The following is an 18725-nucleotide window of genomic DNA, read 5'->3' as shown; positions in this document are numbered from 1 at the left end:
TCATATCTAAATACTTGAGATCGAAATGAATTGTTATTTGTCCCGTAAGGTATAATTGGTAATTGGCTACCCTTTGATGGAAACATTATTGAGGGTGTGGGTTTTGCAGAGAATGAAATCTCGATTGGGGATTTGAGTACCCATAATGATCTTGATAATTGTAGCTTAAAAGTATTGGTAGTAAAATGATTCTGAAAGCTTTTTACTAGAAAACTCCTTTGCTTTAAAGTATTAATGACTCTCAATCCATCACGAGAATTCCAGACCTTTGGCTTTACATATTTTATGCACCTCTATGTTTTATTATTTAAAAATTAGTCAATATCTTTGTTCCAATTGAGTTTACAAGCCCACGCCACTATCTTCATATTAACTTCAAAAAATTCAAGTAATGGCAGGTAAACTATTTTCGTTTTGTAATTCGAGGTCTGTGATTTTTTCACTTCTTATGGTGTTTGTGGCATCGTGTGCAGATCAAAAAGATTCATTAACTGATTTAAGATTGTGGTACGATACTCCGGCAGAAGATTGGATGACAGAGGCGTTGCCTATTGGTAATGGTTATATAGGAACGATGTTTTTTGGACAACCTCACGAGGAGCAATTACAGTTTTCTGAAGAGTCTCTTTGGTCAGGCGGACCCGGCTCGAGTCCTTATTATAATTTTGGCTTACGGCCTGGCGCAGCTGAGTTCTTACCAAAGGTAAGAGCCTTATTGCAGGAAGGAAAATTTGATGAAGCACACCAAATGGCTACAACCCATATGACTGGTACTGTGCATGAAGTCCCCGGATTTGGTGGAGATTACGGAGCTCAGCAAACAATGGGTGACTTATTTGTGACTGTTCAGGAAACTGGAGATATTTATGATTTCGTCAGGGAGATTGATCTGAATACTGGAATTGGAAGTGTTCATTATCGCTCCGGAGAGGTAAAACATAAGAGAACTTTTTTCGGATGCTACCCTAAACGGGTATTGGTTTATATGTTCGAAAACAACTCCTTTGAAGGTGTTGATTATTCTTTGCGTATTGAAACTCCGCATAATATTGTTGATTATACTTTTGAAGGGAATACTCTTCGGCTTAAAGGACATCTTGGTGATAATAAACTTGGGTTTGAAACTGTGATAAAGGTCGCTACAGATGGTATCACAAGCTTTCATAATGATGTTTTGCAGGTTTCAAATGCGGAATTTGTGAAATTGGTGCATACTGCCGCAACTGGATATGTTCCGGAGTTTCCGGAATATCGTGGAAATAATTACGTTCAGCAAAATACGGATATTCTGTTATCTGTAGGTGAATTGACTTTTGAAGAGTTAAAGCAATTACACCTTAACGATTATCAGCCTTTATTCAAAAGGGTTGAACTAAATCTTGAAGGAGCATCTCACGATTCCATTCCAACGGATCGGCGATTGTTAATGTATGCACATGGGCAGGAGGATGTTGGCCTTGAAATGCTCTATTTTCAATATGCCCGCTATTTAATGATATCCTCAACACGCCCCGGAACCATGCCTATGCATTTGCAAGGCAAATGGAATCACAGCACCAATCCACCGTGGGCATGTGATTACCACACCAATATAAATTTACAAATGCTCTATTGGCCGGCCGAAGTGCTTAACCTTGCTGAAACTCATCGCCCTTTGATGGACTACATGGAAACACTTGTAGAACCCGGTCAGTCGTCAGCTTCAACCTTTTTCGGTGCGCGAGGATGGATTGTAAATACTATGAATAATGCTTATGGTTTCACCTCTCCCGGTTGGGAGTTCCCTTGGGGTTTTTTCCCTGCAGGTGCGGCATGGCTTTGTCAGCACGCATGGGAGCACTTCGAATTTAATCAGGATACGGTATATTTAAGGGAACAAGGATTTCCATTAATGAAGGAGGCTGCTCTGTTTTGGATGGACTACCTGGTTGAAGATGAAAATGGATACCTTATATCCAAGCCCTCTTATTCGCCGGAACATGGTGGGATATCTACCGGAGCAAGTATGGATCATCAAATTGCCTGGGATTTATTTAACAACTGCGCCACGGCTGCCGGGGTTCTGGGTTTGGGTGATCATATTGTTGAAAAATATGAATCATACCGAGACCAAGTGAGCCCTCCCATGATTGGAAGTTGGGGGCAATTGCAGGAGTGGCGCGAGGATGTTGATGATCCTGAAAGCAGACACAGGCATGTTTCTCATCTCTATGCTTTGCATCCCGGCCGGCAGATTACTCTTCACAGCACACCTGATCTGGCCACAGCAGCTCGCGTAAGTCTAAATGCCCGAGGCGACGGAGGCACAGGCTGGTCGTTGGCTTGGAAGATTAATTTTTGGTCGCGATTGCAGGACGGTAACCGTGCATACAGTTTGTTGAGACGATTGTTGCGCCCCTCAGGAATGGAGGGAGGAAGTCCTGACGGAGGAGGTTCCTATAATAACCTTCTTTGTGCGCATCCGCCGTTTCAACTGGATGGAAACATGGGTGGTGCAGCCGGAATGGCTGAAACCCTCTTGCAATCCCACGATGGTACCATCCATTTGTTGCCAGCATTACCCGATAATTGGAAAAATGGAAGTGTAAAAGGATTAAAGGCGCGTGGTGGCTTTGAGGTGGATTTTACATGGCGAAATGGAGAGGTTCTTAAAGCTGTTATTAAAGGGAATCCCGGTTCAAAGGGAGTATACAAATCAGCGGATGTCACGCATGAGTTTGTTGTTCCGGAATCAGGAGTTATAAGGTTTTAGTTTTGTTTTATGGACAAGAATAAGCTGTCTGAGATATTAGAGGATGAAATAGTTGCTACATCCCCCCTTTCGGGGGGATGTATTGCTAATACTCAAAAAGTAACTACCCAATCGGGGAAGGAGTATGCCGTTAAAACCGCATCTCATAATAAAATGTTTATAAACGAAGCCAACGGGCTTCGTGAACTTCGAAAAGCCAATGTAATCAGGGTTCCGGAGGTTCTGTATGCTGATGAAAGTTGCCTGGTTATTGAGTTTATAAAGGAAGGTTCCCGTAATTCGGGATTTTTTAAAAAGTTTGGTGCAGAAATGGCACATCTTCATCAATTTAAAAGTGATAAATTCGGTTTTTTTGAAGATAATTTTATAGGAAGTACTCCACAGAAGAACATTCCAGAAGGGAATGAATCTGTAAGTTGGATAGATTTTTATTGGAATAAGAGGCTGAGGTATCAGTTTGATCTGGCCGAAAGAAATGGATATGCAGATAATCAATTCAAAAGGTTGTTTTTTAGATTAGAGAAGAAGATTCCGAAAATCCTTGAAGGAAGTGAAGAACCCCCGGTTCTGTTGCATGGGGATTTGTGGAGTGGTAATTATATGTGTGATGAAAATGGTAATGCCGTAATCATTGATCCGGCTGTATACTATGGTCACCGGGAGGCTGATTTGGCCATGACCAAACTATTTGGCGGTTTTGGATCAGATTTTTACAGCTCATACCATGAGACCTTCCCGCTCAAACCCGGTCATGAACATCGAGAAGGGGTTTACATGCTTTATCACGTATTGAATCATTTGAATCTGTTTGGTACTGGTTATTATCGACAGGCTGTAAGTTTAATGGACAAATATCTTTGACAGGTCATCGTGCAATTAATTGATCTTCTAATTAGTAATAGTTCGTTAAACTTTTTTATGCAACTGATTATCAAGTGTATATGGATTTGTTGTCATGCCGCACAATTAGCTGATAATAATAAACTTGCTTGTATCTAATATCTAATAATCTAATCCCGATATTATCGGGAAACGATCTATTGATTAGGATATGCAATTATTATTTGATGCTCTGCTTTCGTAAGATTTTATTAATATTTTCATAAGCAAAACACGAAGTCTGAATTATTTTAACAAAATTTAATTCAGAATTTCGATTTTGTCTTTAAACCTCCGAGATCTTCCCTAGTCTTAAAACAATAATTGCTTCGTTGTTAATGAATATATCCTTAAAGCAATTAACCTGAAGATTGTAATCTTAAATAAGGGATTACATTATATATCACAACGATATTGAGATTAATCATAATAGAGAAGTCGCAAAAGGCCGTTTAAACTTAATACATAGTGAATTGTTTAAACTATAGATTGTTTTAGTTTTGTCATATTTTATCTGATTGAATATTCTCGAAGATTGAAATAAGATTGATGAATTTTAAATTTATCAATTAAAATATTTTCTATAATTGCGTGTTGTGTTAAACTGAACATTGATAATTTGTATTAAAAAGAAAAGAGGAGTTTGATGAACAAGCCTATTAAAAGAACCATCCAGATTGGTCTGTTAGTAATTATTTTAGGAGTAATAATAATTCCGAGAACAGGATTGTTTTCCGGAAGTGACTCACAAAATGTCTCCACCAGTAATCGAAATAATGGATTACCAGTTACAGCTGTTATTCTTGAGCCCGGAGTATTGGAGAATTCCATCAGGGGAGCCGGAACGCTTTTGGCTAGTGAAGATGTGGATGTGACCACAGAAATATCAGGTCAGGTACGATCTGTTTATTTTAGTGAAGGGAGTTATGTAAAAAAGGGAGACTTGCTTGTTCGCATAGATAATTCTGAATTGTTAGCACAACGGCAGAAGGCAGTTCATCAACGTGAGTTAATAAGTGAAACATTGGAACGACAGAGAGCTTTGCTTGAAAAAGAGGCCATAAGCCGAGAAGCGTTTGATCGCGTTCAAACTGATTTTTTGGTCATTGAATCTGAAATAAATCTTTTAGATACACGCATTGAGAAGACAGCCATTCGTGCTCCGTTTAGCGGAACCATAGGTTTTAGATATGTAAGTCCCGGAGCCTGGCTTCAACCCGGCAATCGGGTGGCGCGACTTGTAAAGACTGATCCTCTCCGTATTCAATTTTCAGTTCCTGAAAGATATCAATCGGCAGGATTGATCGGGAGAGATGTTGTGTTTTCTGTTGCAGGTTTTGACGATTCTTTTCGGGCTAAGGTTTATGCGGTCGATCCATCTGTAGATACCAGGACACGGTCGCTCTTGCTAAGAGCTGAATTTCCAAACCCTGACAGTAAGCTTTTACCGGGTATGTTCGCCGATATAAGAATGGTTATCAGTAGGGAGGATGATGTTGTAAAAGTTCCAAGTGAAGCTGTTATCCCTCAAATGGATGGTGAATTAATATATGTATACCGAAGTGGTCGTGCAGTACAGATTCCGATTCAATCGGGTCAAAGAACTGAACGAGAGATTGCCGTGACTGATGGCCTTGTTGTTGGAGATACCGTGATAACTAGTGGAATCCTTCAACTTCGATCCGGCATGCCTGTCACATTAAGAAATATTAATCAATCAGCAATGAACCTTGAAAACTGATCATTGCTAACTGACAACTGATAGTATGAGTTTATCATCATTAAGTATTCGGCGACCGGTATTGGCTATTGTGATGAGTCTGTTCATCGTGATAATCGGCATAATAGGATTTGGTTATTTGGGGGTTAGAGACTTTCCGAGTGTTGATCAGCCCATAGTTACAGTGTCAACAAGGTTTGTTGGTGCAAATGCTGATGTTATTGAAACACAGATAACAGAACCATTGGAACAGGCTGTTAATGGAATACCCGGAATACGCAGCATAACCAGTTCCAGTCGGGATGGAAGCAGCAATATTACTGTTGAGTTTAATCTGGAAGTAGATTTGGAAACGGCTGCAAATGACGTACGTGATAAAGTATCAGGTGCCATGAGGCGCTTACCACCGGACGCCGATCCTCCTACAGTTTCAAAGGCGGATGCTGACGCACAACCCATTTTCTCAATTACAATCAGAAGTGACTCACGCTCATTAATAGATCTTACTGAGTTTGCCGAAGTGAATTTTAAAGAGCGCCTTCAAACCATACCTGGTGTAAGTGATGTGTTAACTTGGGGAGCCAAACGATTTGCCATTCGTTTGTGGATGGATCCGGCCAAACTTGCCGCTTACGGATTAACTCCGGTTGATGTCAGGAACGCTTTATCGCGCGAAAATATTGAGCTTCCATCCGGAAGTATAGAAGGAGATAATATTGAACTTACGGTTAGAACCATGGGGCGATTTACATCTCTTGATGATTTTAACCGAATGGTGGTTTTTCAGGATGGCGATAGAGTTGTGAGATTTGGTGATTTAGGCCGAGCCGTGGTTGAGGCTCAGAATATGCGCAGTATTCTTAAAATGAATGGCGTGCCCATGGTTAACAATGTTCTGGTTCCTCAGCCGGGTGCCAATTATATATCTATTGTAGACGAAGCTCTGGTGCGGTTAGAAGAGATCAGGCGGGATTTGCCATCAGATATAATAGCTGAAGTAGGTTTTGATAATACACAATACATCAGAGATTCAATTAGTGAGGTTCAACAAACCATTTATATCGCATTTATTCTGGTAGTGCTTATAATCTTTCTGTTTTTGAGAGATTGGCGCACCACCCTGATTCCTGCCATTGCCATACCGGTATCACTGATCGGATCATTCTTTATCATGTATGCTGCCGGTTTTACCATCAATATTTTAACTCTTCTGGCTATTGTTTTGGCAATTGGTCTGGTTGTGGATGATGCCATTGTTGTAATGGAAAATATTTACACCAAAATTGAAAAGGGGATGGACCCCCATGAGGCTGGTGTACAGGGTGCCGCGGAAATTTTCTTTGCCGTAATTGCTACATCTATCACATTGGTGGCTGTGTTTTTTCCCATTGTTTTTCTTCAAGGTGTTACAGGGCGTTTATTCCGGGAGTTTAGTATAGTGATTGCGGGTGCAGTTGTTATCTCATCTTTTGTGGCGTTGACTTTAACTCCCATGCTTTCAACAAAGATTTTAAAGAAACGGGATAAAGGTCACAATGTATTTTATCGCTCCACCGAACCCTTCTTTAACTGGTTAACGGAAGCTTACAGAAGTTCTTTGGAGACTTTCATGAGAAGATGGTGGTTAACGCCTTTGATTATGGGGATTGCTATATTGGCAATTTGGAGACTTTGGGTTAATATTCCTTCAGAAATGGCTCCTTTAGAGGATCGTTCGCAATTAAGGATCAATGCAACTGCTCCTGAAGGAGCAACATTTGATTATACGCTTCGATACACTGACGAACTTGCCGATTTGATTAGGGAGGAGGTACCCGAAGCCCAAAATATATTTCAAATAGTTGGTATTTGGAATAACAATGCGGCCTTTTTCAGTGTTACACTTGATGATCCCGATGATCGAGATAGAACCCAGCAGGAAATTGCAGATGATCTTGGCGAGCGGATTAGAGGACTTACAGGAGCCCGAAGTTTCGTTACCCAACAACAAACTTTTGGTGGAAGAAGAGGCGGATTACCTGTTCAGTACGTTTTACAGGCTCAAAATCTGGAGAAACTCAAAGAATTTCTGCCATTGTTTATGAACGAGGTGAGCCAAAGTGAATATTTCCAGAACTACGATGTGAATTTAAAATTCACTAAACCTGAATTGCGTATTATCATAGATCGGGAAAAAGCTGCTATGCTAGGAGTATCTGTTCAGGATATTGCTCAGACTCTTCAGCTAACTTTCAGTGGCCAGCGTCTCGGGTATTATATAATGAATGGAAAGCAGTATTATATTATTGGGGAGTTGGAAAGAGAGAACCGCAATCAACCAGCCGATATCGCTTCCCTATTTGTCCGCAATCGTACAGGAGAACTTATCCAGTTGGACAATTTGGTAACCATGGAATTCAGCAGTACTCCACCGCAATTATTCCGGTATAACAGATTTGTTTCAGCGACTGTCTCTGCCGGCTTGGCAAGAGGGTACACTTTGAGCGAAGGACTGGAGGAAATGGATAGGATTGCAGGATTGGTTTTAGATGATACTTTCAGTACAGAACTGGCCGGAGATTCAAGGGACTTCGTGGAGAGTACTTCCAGCTTGTTGTTTGCTTTTATGTTGGCGCTCATTTTGATTTATCTCGTACTATCTGCACAATTTGAAAGTTTTAGGGATCCTTTAATCATTATGTTCTCTGTGCCTTTTGCGCTTTTAGGCGCTTTGGTTTCTTTATGGTATTTTGGACAAACACTTAATATTTTTAGTCAGATTGGAATCATCATGTTGATAGGACTTGTTTCAAAGAACGGTATATTAATGGTGGAATTCGCTAATCAACGAAAAGCTGCAGGACTATCAATTAATGATGCAATTCGTGAAGCAGCAGCTGCACGTTTTCGTCCTATTTTGATGACTAGTGCTTCAACCATTTTGGGCGTTTTACCTATGGCGCTTGCACTTGGAGCGGGAGCGGAAAGTCGTGTTTCTATGGGTATTGCAGTAATCGGAGGACTTGTACTGGCATCATTTTTAACCTTGTTCGTTGTACCAGTCATTTATAGTTTTGTTTCTGAAAAAACAAAGGCTGTTTCAAATGTCAGCGAAGCGGCATAGTGCACAAAGTTTTGATGTTAAACTGTTAAATATGATTCATAATATCACAAGAATTGAGAGTATGTCCAGGAGATCTAAAATGTTGTCTTTCTTTTTTTTAAGTTTGTTCTTTTCCATTCAGGCTCAAGAAAAGTTGTCACTGGTTGAACTTATTGAGATTGGTCTGGAGGCTAATCCTTCTGTACAAATAATGCAGAATAATTCTGAGATTGCCAGAAACAACCATTCGTATGCACCTTTTATGCCATCTATGCGGGCATCTGGTCGAACGAATGTTTCCAGAACCAATGAAGAACGAGTATTAGCCATCGAAACTGGTGCAGAGCGTGAGTTTCGTAACGTGAGATCTGAAAACATTGGTGCAGGGGCTTCATTATCTTGGAGAATATTTGATGGTTTGGGTATGTTTGCAACTTTTGACCGCACGGGTTTACAGTATTCTGTTTCAGAAATGCAAACACGTCGGGTTGTAGAAAATCTTGTTGTAGATATTAGTGATCAATATTATCGTATAGTTGTACAGGAGCATAGACTGGAAGCTGCCCGCCGGCTCATGGAGCTTTCACGCGAAAGATATAGAATAATTCAGGAACAAGTTAATATAGGAACAGCTTCAGGAATGGACTTACAACAGGCTCAACTTGATTTTAACGCAGATAGTTCATACCTGGTGCGTCAGGATGAGTTACTTAAGAATTCATATATTCGCCTGAACAGACTGGTTAACCATGATTTATCGGGTTCAATGTATGTAACGGACACTATTACTTTAGGGGCTCCGTTAAATCGGGATGATTTGGAATTAATGGCAATGGAAAATAACTCTTCTGTTTTGATTTCTTTGATGGGTATTGAAATCTCTGAAGCCGATATCCGGATTGCCAGATCCGGAAGGTATCCTAATCTGGATTTTGTGACAGGATATACTTATAACCGGTCAGAATCTCCTGCGGGAATTGCAACGTTTAATCAATCCCATGGGTTTAACTATGGTTTTGAGGCATCCATGAATATTTTTAATGGCTTTCAGGTAGATCGCAATATAAAAAATGCACGTATTTTACTTAAAAATCAGGAACTCACTCTTGAAGAGGTTCGCCTTCAGGTTAGAAGTCAGATGCAGATTCTGTATAACACGTATCTCAACAATCTCATGATGGTGGATTTTGAGAAGCAAAATGTCGAAGTTTCTCGTGTTAACTTGGGGTTGGCATTGGAACGATATGAGCTGGGAGTTTTATCCGGATTGGGTTTTAGAGAGTTTCAGCTCAGTTATATTAACGCTGTTGACCGCTCGTTGGATGCACTTTATCAATCCAAACTTCTTGAATTATCTTTGTTGGTACTAAGTGGACAAATGGATGAGTTTCTTAATCGAATTCAATAGAGACCATGAACTGCTTGCATATTTCTTTTAAGTGAAATTAGTTTTCACCATTTAAGAAATTCTGTTATACTTTGAGCTAGTATATTGGATTACCCTCACATTTTAATCGTCAAGATACCTTATTGTTACTTGTTGAGACTTTGTGTCCTCGAAGGAGTATTTTAACGAGAGTTTATTATACCTGTAATTTTTATAATTCTTCAAAACATCATTATTCATTAACGCTATCACGATTTAAATGAGTGCTAAAATTCATTCTGGGATTAATTTAAATGACATTCTTCATCAATGTGCATCTTGAGTTTTTTTAAATTAGTGATGTTTTGACTCCTTTTGCTGTTACCCTTTACAGGTTATTGTAAATAATTTGCAAACAAGTAGTTAAATACGCTTATTTATTCGACCATATTTTTGCCTCTTTTTTCTACATGATATATATCATAAAATGAGGTTTTTGAGAGTTGTGAAAACAATGATTTTAGTCATTGTTTTACGATCTTTGAAAACACTTTTTATATAATTACTAAATGAAACTTATTTATTTGTTTCGCTGTTAATTTATCATCTTAACAGAGAACAAATTAATTTTTTCCTTGAATGATTTATATATGGTATTAAGTTGATAATAGGGGGTGGTGTTAAATAAATGCGCACTAACTTCGTGTTGGTAGTATATGTGTAGGGGGTGTGTCTGAAATAGTGATAGTATGTTTTGACTATGCTTAGAAAAACAGGGGGTTTTAATTTTAAGTATTTTTATTTGTCCTGATTATTGATAATAAAAAAAAAAAGTTACTTTTGTCATAAGAAATAGCTGTATCTCTTGCTGTATCTAGGAAGCAGAGATGTTAAACATGATAAATGTCATATTAAAAGCAGGTATTGTAAAAAAATACAAAAAAATGTGTTAAAAGTGTGAATTTTTACAAGTAAAATTTGTTAACTTGTATTTTGGAAACATTTTAGTCTAATGGTTTGTTAGTTCATTTATTACTTTTAATATAGCTGATTTATTCTTTTAGATATTTGCAAGTATGAGCTTTAACCCTCGTCAATTGAACCCGATTTAATTTGAACAATCATTTTCATTTGTAATAGAGTTATGATTAAGATTATGATTGTTCTTAAATGCATATTATAATATTTTAATTGTCCTATTATTAATTTTAAACCTTTAACTTTATGAAGAAAGTTCTTTTGGCACTTTCGTTCGTAATGGTATTCGGGATAAGTGCGTTGTTTGCACAAACACGAACCATTACTGGAACAGTCACAGGAAGTGATGACGGGATGCCTATCCCGGGAGCATCAGTATTTGTGGAAGGTACTACCATTGGTACCGTAACACAGGTAGATGGATCTTATTCTCTTAACGTACCTCAGGATGCCGAAGTTTTGGTGTTCTCTTTTGTAGGAAAACAAACTTTAAGAGAAAATATAGCTGGCAGAAGTGTGATAAATGTCTTTTTAGTAGCAGAGGCTGTTACAATGGACGAAATCGTAGTTGTTGGTTACGGAACTCAAAGTTTACGTCGAGTAACTACTTCTATAGCTAATGTTTCAGCTCAAGATATAGAGAATGTCCCTGTTGCGAATGTTGCTCAAGCGCTTGCAGGAAGAATGGCAGGAGTACAGGTTTCATCAACATCTGGAAGACCTGGTTCTCCAGTTATGATGGCTGTTCGTGGACGATCTTCTATAGCAGCTGGTAACGAACCGTTAATTGTTATTGATGGTGTACCAATATCGAATACTCAAGATCTATACAACACAAGTATTGGTCAAGGTTTTTCTCCATTGGCTAATCTCAACCCTGATGATATTGCAAGCATTGATGTGTTGAAAGATGCTGCTGCTGCTGCTATTTATGGTTCTCGGGGATCTAATGGTGTTGTATTAATTACTACAAAGCGAGGTAGATTGAACGAGAAGTCCTCTATTACATTTAACTCCTATTATGGGGTACAATCTATTATAAATGAGAGAAAACTATTAGGAGCCTCTGAATATAGAGAAATGTATAATGAGTCACGGAGTAGCATAGGTGAGGAACCTTTATTTACTAATGAACAGGTTGTTAACCCACCTCACGATGTAAATTGGATAGATGAGATTAAAAGATCAAGTTCTGTTATTCAAAATTATCAGATTGGTGCATCAGGTGGAACTGAACGATCGCAATATTATTTTGGTTTAGGATATTTTGATCAAGAAGGTTTACTGCATAATCAGAGATTTCAGCGTTACAGCATTAGGCTAAATCTTGAACATCAAATTAACGAGTTTATAAAGGTTGGGTCAAACATGAGTTTATCCAGAACTGAACGTAATGAAACTAGTGTAGATAATAGTATTTATAGTCCATGGCCAAGGGCTCTTGTTGCACGTCCAGATCAGGCAGTCTTTAATGAAGATGGTTCATATGCCGATAATGCGTATAATAATCCAGTTCGAATGTTTGAGCCATTTATGGGATTGAATTTGTCCAATGTCTTAACTTCTAATTTTCTGGAGTTGAGGCTTATTGACGGACTAACTTTTAGGTCGACTGCTGGTATAGATTACTTAGTTACTGAGGAAGATACTTTTTATCCTCTTAGATCGTTTCAGGGAGAAGGTGTAAATAGAAGTGGTACTTCTGGTGTATCACGAAGAATGAATTATGTATTAACTCAAAACTTAAATTACCGGGAAGCATTTCTTGAAGATAGATTATTTTTGGATGCAATTGCTGTTTTTGAATTTCAGAAGAATCAAAGAGATCGGATTTATACAAGTGTTCAGGATTTTCCATCAGATGAAACTACCACCTTAAATGCTGGAGCAAGTGTGGTTGCAGGTTGGACGAGCTGGACAGGCAATACTTTAGAGTCCTTGTTGGGACGAGTAAATCTTTCATGGGAGGATCGGTATTTATTTGGGTTTTCTTTGAGACGTGATGGTTCTTCGCGTTTCTCTTCTAACGGACGATATGGTTACTTCCCCTCTGTATCGGCTGGATGGAATATATCTGAAGAAAATTTCTTCTCTGGTATAAATGAGATATCAACATTAAAACTTAGAGCTAGTTACGGCCAAACAGGTAACCAGGGCGGAATTGCTGATTTTGGTTATTTACAAACATTTGGTGCAGGAGAGAATTATAATGATGAATCTGGTTTGGCGCTTGCACGCCTTGGTAATCCAGATTTAAAGTGGGAGACAACTGAACAATTTGATATTGGTCTGGAAATAGGATTTTTCAGAAATAGAGCATTCTTGGAATTTGATTATTATAAGAAATCAACAAAAGACTTGTTAATTAGTCGTCCAATTCCTGCTACAACCGGATTTGCATCCAGACTTGAGAATATTGGTAACATGGAAGGTAAAGGAGTCGATATTTCTGTAAAAACAGTAAATATGAGGGGTGATTTTAATTGGAATACCACTTTAACTTATAGTACTTATTCCAATGAAATTACTAAGCTTTTTGATGATCAGCCCATTTCTGGTTCCTTCGTAACTAGGCATGAAGTTGGTCAGCCTCTAGGTGCTTTCTTCGTGGTTAAAGCTTTGGGAGTTGATCCTGAAACAGGTGATATGATATACGATGATATTGATGGAAATGGGATTATTAATGCAGACGATCGTCAGTTTATGGGTAGTCCTATGCCTAAGTTTCATGGTGGATTGTTGAACGAGTTTTCTTACAGGGGATTTGATTTATCAATATTCTTCCAAGGAGCATATGGGCATAAACTATACAAACTACATGAAGAAGGTATTGGAGGAGGGGGTAGTTTAGGTGCGGCTGCTGTTCCTACGAATGTATTTAAAGATATATATGATGACAGATGGACTACGCCAGGTCAAAATGCAAAACAGCCTAGAGTTGTAGGAGGGGCAAGTGGGATCTTTAATACCCAAAGGAGTTCACGATACCTTGAAGATGCTTCTTTCTTAAGATTAAAAACTATTACATTAGGTTATACAATCCCTACTGTTTATACGCAAATGGTAAATTTGAATTCTGTTCGCTTTTACGTCACAGGCCAAAATTTATTAACTTTTACTAACTATACCGGGTTTGATCCAGAGATTTCAACCGAAACAGCTGTTGCAAATTATGGTGTAGATCAAGGGGCAATTCCTCAGATGAGAACAATAATGTTTGGTGTATCTGCAAATTTTTAATATAGTTAATTATGAAAGCAATTAAATATTTTATCTTATTCTTGATTTTAGGAGGGTTGTTATCATCCTGTGAGGATGAGTTGGACGTTTTCCCTCGTGATCAGCTTACTCCAGAAACCGTTACAAGCGATGATATAGAACTGTTAACTCGAGGGGTATATGCTGCTTGGAGAGATCCTATTTCTTTTTTCTATTTAAGTTTTTTAACAGAAGATTTATCTGGTGATAATTTGGTATATAGAGCCACGTTTTTTCAACATGGCGAGGTTGATAATAATGCTATTTTAACTAATAATGTTTTGACAATGCGTTATTACAATGGTCCATATACCATTATTCAAAATGCCAATGATGTTATTAATTTATTAAATGATGCAGAAGGGATACAAGAGGATATTAGAAACAGGTATCTTGGAGAAGTTAAAATGCTCCGTGCTTACGCTTATTATCGGTTAGTAACCCTCTTTGGCGGTGTGCCAATAATTGAAACAAGAGATCCTGACTTCCAAATTGTCCCTCGTAATTCTGAAGCTGAGGTATGGCAATATATTATTGATGATTTAGTCTTTGCTGTTGAACATGGACCCGATTTTCGTAATTCAACCTTAGCATCAAAATATTCAGCGAAAGCTCTTCTTGCTCGAGTTTATCTAATTAGAGGAAATAACACAGAGGCTAAACGATTATCTGAAGAAGTAATAGCTTCATCAAATTTTGCTTTAAGCGATGATTACGATAATATTTGGTTTAAAGCAAACAATGATCGGGAGCACATTTTCTATATTAATCATACATCTACGGATGGTACAAATTTCAAAGGTTTTTTCCTTCGACATAGTTCTATGCCGGGAAGTGGAAGATCAGAGTTGCCCGTAGACCTATCCCTAGTTGAAGCATATGAAGAAGGTGATGTACGCAAAGATGCTTCTGTTCTATTTGTTCCTGATGCCTTTGAAGATCCCAGACATTTATGGTTCTCAAGGAAATTCAGAGATCCAGGTGATGGCTCTGCACCATTTATTGTTGCAAGAATTGCAGAAATGTATCTCATTTCTGCTGAGGCCTCTTATAAAATATCAAATAACTCTACAGATATAGATGCTTTGGCACGTATTAATGCTGTTAGAGAAAAGAGGGGGTTACAACCCCATGAAACAATAGATATTCATAAGATTATTCATGAGAGGAGGGTTGAACTTGCTTTTGAAGGAACCAGATGGACTGATATGAAACGTACTCCATCCCAATCCGATCCATCTAAATCTATGGCGCAAGTGTATGTAGAGAGTAAAGGGAGAACTATTAATGATCTTCTATACCCAATTCCTAGTCAGGCTATGGAAGTTAATCCTGAGTTAGAACAAAATCCTGGTTATTAGATTTTATATTAACATAAAAACAAAGAGACGCCATACATCATTTGTATGGACGTCTCTTCGTTTTACTTATTTGCAGTTGTTTTTTTAGATTTGATTTTTTGAATGATATTATGAACTATTTTTTATCTTAATGAAGGTAGCCTGTTATTGTGTTTTAAATGTTTGCAGTTTCCAAAATATCAATGGGTATATTTTGAACAATTAGAATAGACTTTTAAATCATGAAATCTACCACATTAAATTATAATTTTTATTTTATTTGGAAAAAACGGTCAATACCCGTTCAGGGAAAACGGCCATATCCGTTCACTTTTTTTTATAATTCAACCATGAAAATACAAAAATAAATTAGTTTTGAGGTTTTCTCATTGTATACCCTTTTAACTCAAACCGATAAGCTGTATGCACCATCCTGTCGAGTATGGCATCAGCAGCGGTTGTGTTTGCGAGCATAACATCATACCAATCAGCAACAGCTAACTGGCTCATAATAATTCTAGCTTTTCTTCCATGCCTGTCCTCTAAAAGCTCCATAAAATCTAACAACTGTTGACCGTCCATCACTTTTACACCAAAGTCGTCGATAATAAGTAAATCCATATGTGCCATTTTGTCAAAGAATTTTGATAATGTGGTCTCTACCCGGTGTAAGGTTATTGTTTCAAAGAGTTTTTGGATATTAAAATAGGCCACTTTATACCCCATTAAACAAGCATGATACCCCAGTGCTGTACCCAGCCAACTCTTGCCCATTCCTGTAGCCCCGGTAATAAGGATAGGAGCTCCCTGCTTAATATATTCGCCCGTGGCCATTTGCATGATTTTGCCACGCTCAAGACCTCGGGCCACATCAAAGTTTAATTCTTCAATGGTCACCTGATAACGAAAACGGGCAGCTGAGATTAAGCGGGCATTGCGATTCTCTTTACGCTGGTTTTTCTCTGCTTGTAAAAGCATTTGCAGTCCTTCGTAAAAGGACAGACCATCGATTTTGCGTGTTTCAAGAAGGGAGGTCCAGCATTGAGCCATCCCGGGCATTCTCAAACTCTTAAATTCATTTGAAACTTCATTCATTACACTCTTTCTTTTAAATGATTATTAATGGTTTATTTAAAATGATTCTTTCCCCTGATGTTCTCATGGGACGGAAACGTTTGTGGTGCTTGGTTCATATCAATCTCATAGATACCCCTGCATTGAGACTTTATCAAGCCATCAATAAAGCCGTAACGGTATTTTTGATATAAAAGAGCGGTTTCACATGCTTTTTTAAACAGATTCGGATCTGTGGTGCGCTGTAGATTAAGCAACCCATCACAGCCCCTGTAAAATGTTTCAACCGGAGCATTGGCTGTTGCAAACATACACTCGAAGACCTGGCCAAGCTCAGTAAGGACTCTGTGCCCCCGGTTAATGTAATACTGGGGCGATCGTTCACGGAAGGCCAGGGTGTTAGATGCCAGATGACTTTTCTCAAGGGTATACCCTCCCTGTTTGTAACCCCTGGAATGCACAGCAACACATTCGCCTTTGATATAAATTTTAACAAGGTTCCGGGTGTAGATGACATGTGATTTTTCTCCGATATGGATATGCGGTACCGAGTAGTGGTGTTTGTCGCGCCCCAGGTAAATGCAGCCGTTAAGTCCCACCTGCAAATCAGCATAATGACGCACTTCAAACTTATCTTGGGGGAGTGGCTGCTACTGGCTTTTCTCAATGGCTAAAAAATGCTCTTCGCGCGTGTATGGATGTTGTTGCATACGCTTATGATTATGCGCCAGCATCTTCTCTGCAATGGCGCAATTGAGCTCTTCCAAGGAAAAGAACTTCCTGTGACGCAGTTGAGCATATACCCGGTTATAAACTATCTTTACATGATTCTCTACCAATCCTTTATCCTTTGGTCGCCTGGGGCGGGCCGGGATCACCACACAGCCATAGTGGTTAGCCATATCTTCCATAATACGATTGATTTGTGGCTCATAGGGATCGGTTTTGGTTACAGCTGCTTTTAGGTTATCGCTTACGATAATTTTGGGAACGTCGCCCAGTGCCTGAAAGCAAGATGTAAGAGCATGGATAAAGTCCTCGCTTTTTTGCGAGGGGACAGCCATGGCAAAACCATAATCTGTAGCAGGCATACAAGCTACAAAAACTTGTACTTTTATCACCTCTCCGGTCTCCCGGTCAATGTATTCCATTGTGTCTCCGGCAAAGTCAATAAAAAGTTTTTCGCCGGGCACATATAAATCCTTTAAGATTGAAGATGGGTTCTTACGCTTGGCTTTGGTATGCTGCCTGTAATGGTATCTAAACTGTGTCAGGCTATAACCATTGGGATTTTCAACAATATACTCTTCCCATAAAGTTGTAAGAGTTACATGTTTTCTTTCCAATTCTTTTTCGTAGTAGGGCAGCCGTCCTTTTAGTTCTTCGAAGCGATTATCCACATAGGCTGGATTACCTCCTGTCATACGATGCTGTAATACCGGATCTTCGAGATTTAACAGCTCACTAATGGGCAAATGGTCTCCTTTAGCACGTTTAATGTAACGGTTGACCGTTTCCTTGTTTATTGAAAGTTCTGCGGCTATCTGGCGGTTAGAAACGCCATTTTGATGCAGCCGGAGCATTTGTTTTACTTTACTCATCTCTTTTGTTTTTCCTGCCATGGCTTCATTTTTTTCTATACAATTTGTGCATAGAAAAATAGTGGCAAAAAAGTGAACGGATATGCTCCGTTTTTTATGAGTAATTGTCCTGGGTGGATATACTCCGTTTTGGAATTCAGTCCAGATCGTTACAAACTTAAAATGGGTGGCAATGCTCCTTTTTTTACTCGCATTTTGAGCCATTTTTAGATCTGGACTAAGCCGTTTTTTGGGTGGGTATGCTCCGTTTTATCCACATTGGATGATCTTGATTAATTTTTGTTATTAAGAAAGGCTGGTCTTCATTAGCGTCTGTTTATTTTTCAGAAAGATGCTATAATGCCGTTCATTACTGATCCCGTTATGCAGATAAATATTTTATTATTTGACAATAGGGTTTTGTCAGTTGTACTACATCCGGTGAAGATACCTGAACCTTTGAGTATATGGTTTCATTTTTTTTATTGATGAACGGGAAATTAATATAGTGTTTTAGTCTGTTGTTGATTGTTTCTCCTTGGACTATTAATTGCTTCGTAGTTGCTTTTTTTGGGGATGGCTTAGTTGTTAATGTGTTAAGCCACTAATTTAAGTTGGAATTTATTCCTGAGTGTGAAGAAAGATGAATGGTTGTACTAATCTATAGAAATTGAGATTTCTTTTTATGAAACCAAA

The 18725-nt window shown here is 38.6% G+C and carries 9 protein-coding genes and 1 pseudogene; 7 read left to right on the top strand and 3 right to left on the bottom strand.

The annotated features are described in order from the left end of the window. Positions 1–391: 391 nt before the first annotated feature. From B5X70_RS13520 to B5X70_RS13490, 7 genes are all read left to right on the top strand, one after another. Entirely contained in the window at positions 392–2752 is a 2361-nt protein-coding gene (locus B5X70_RS13520; protein ID WP_079558442.1) for a glycoside hydrolase family 95 protein, read from the top strand. Between the two features lie 9 nt (positions 2753–2761). Continuing rightward, positions 2762–3613: a fructosamine kinase family protein gene (locus tag B5X70_RS13515; protein ID WP_079558441.1), complete on the top strand. Its 852-nt coding sequence runs from the start codon at positions 2762–2764 to the stop codon at positions 3611–3613. A gap of 664 nt (positions 3614–4277) precedes the next feature. Beyond that, complete coding sequence (locus B5X70_RS13510) at positions 4278–5372, top strand: efflux RND transporter periplasmic adaptor subunit (RefSeq protein WP_079558440.1); 1095 nt, start codon at positions 4278–4280, stop codon at positions 5370–5372. 25 nt (positions 5373–5397) lie between these two features. Next, positions 5398–8454 (top strand): efflux RND transporter permease subunit, encoded by a 3057-nt coding sequence (locus tag B5X70_RS13505; protein ID WP_079558439.1) that lies wholly within the window; start codon positions 5398–5400, stop codon positions 8452–8454. Between the two features lie 31 nt (positions 8455–8485). Next, positions 8486–9841, top strand: coding sequence for a TolC family protein (locus B5X70_RS13500; RefSeq protein ID WP_159450007.1), 1356 nt, complete (start codon positions 8486–8488; stop codon positions 9839–9841). 1182 nt (positions 9842–11023) lie between these two features. Beyond that, positions 11024–14017, top strand: a complete 2994-nt coding sequence (locus B5X70_RS13495; RefSeq protein WP_079558437.1) for a SusC/RagA family TonB-linked outer membrane protein — start codon at positions 11024–11026, stop codon at positions 14015–14017. A gap of 11 nt (positions 14018–14028) precedes the next feature. Beyond that, positions 14029–15396 (top strand): RagB/SusD family nutrient uptake outer membrane protein, encoded by a 1368-nt coding sequence (locus tag B5X70_RS13490; protein WP_079558436.1) that lies wholly within the window; start codon positions 14029–14031, stop codon positions 15394–15396. Positions 15397–15744: 348 nt separating this feature from the next. On the opposite strand, the gene istB is transcribed toward B5X70_RS13490, so the two are convergent. From istB to istA, 3 genes and pseudogenes are all read right to left on the bottom strand, one after another. After that, positions 15745–16470 carry an IS21-like element helper ATPase IstB gene (gene istB / locus B5X70_RS13485; protein ID WP_079558435.1) on the bottom strand — a complete coding sequence of 242 codons (726 nt, stop codon included), beginning with the start codon at positions 16468–16470 and terminating at the stop codon, positions 15745–15747. Between the two features lie 32 nt (positions 16471–16502). After that, positions 16503–17081, bottom strand: a pseudogene (locus tag B5X70_RS18190) (Mu transposase domain-containing protein); the annotation flags it as partial. A gap of 18 nt (positions 17082–17099) precedes the next feature. Continuing rightward, positions 17100–18071, bottom strand: coding sequence for an IS21 family transposase (gene istA, locus B5X70_RS18185; RefSeq protein ID WP_198314170.1), 972 nt, complete (start codon positions 18069–18071; stop codon positions 17100–17102). Positions 18072–18725: the final 654 nt, after the last annotated feature.

The sequence above is a fragment of the Alkalitalea saponilacus genome (assembly GCF_900168165.1).
GTDB lineage: Bacteria > Bacteroidota > Bacteroidia > Bacteroidales > Marinilabiliaceae > Natronoflexus > Natronoflexus saponilacus.
The sequence above is the reverse complement of the archived record's forward strand: the minus strand, read 5'-3'. Positions and strand labels throughout refer to the sequence as shown.